The sequence below is a fragment of the Cupriavidus sp. 8B genome (genome assembly GCF_054589115.1).
This window is the reverse complement of sequence record NZ_BAAILO010000642.1, coordinates 1-279: the sequence shown is the minus strand read 5'-3', so window position 1 is coordinate 279 and position 279 is coordinate 1. Positions and strand designations below refer to the sequence as shown.

Annotated in this window: 1 pseudogene; it reads left to right on the top strand. The window is 65.2% G+C overall.

Annotation, left to right across the window (positions count from 1 at the left end):
* Positions 1-279, top strand: a pseudogene (locus ACYP5B_RS51520) (thiamine pyrophosphate-binding protein); the annotation flags it as partial.

Sequence of the window (279 nt, the reverse complement as noted above, 5' to 3'; positions counted from 1 at the left end):
CCGGGCGCGATCCTGGGCGCGGTGCTGCAGGCTGCCAGCGGCCGCATCAAGCACGACAAGCGCCAGGTTCGCCAGGCCTGGATGCGCGATCTGGCCGCAGCCGAAGAAGTGGCAACGGCCAAGCTGATGCCACTGTTCAAATCCGACAGCACGCCGATTCACCCATACCGGGTCGCTTATGAAATCAACGAATTCCTCGCCGACGACACCATCTATATCGGCGACGGCGGCGACGTGGTGACGATCTCGGCGCAGGCAGTGCGACCGCGTCGTCCGGGC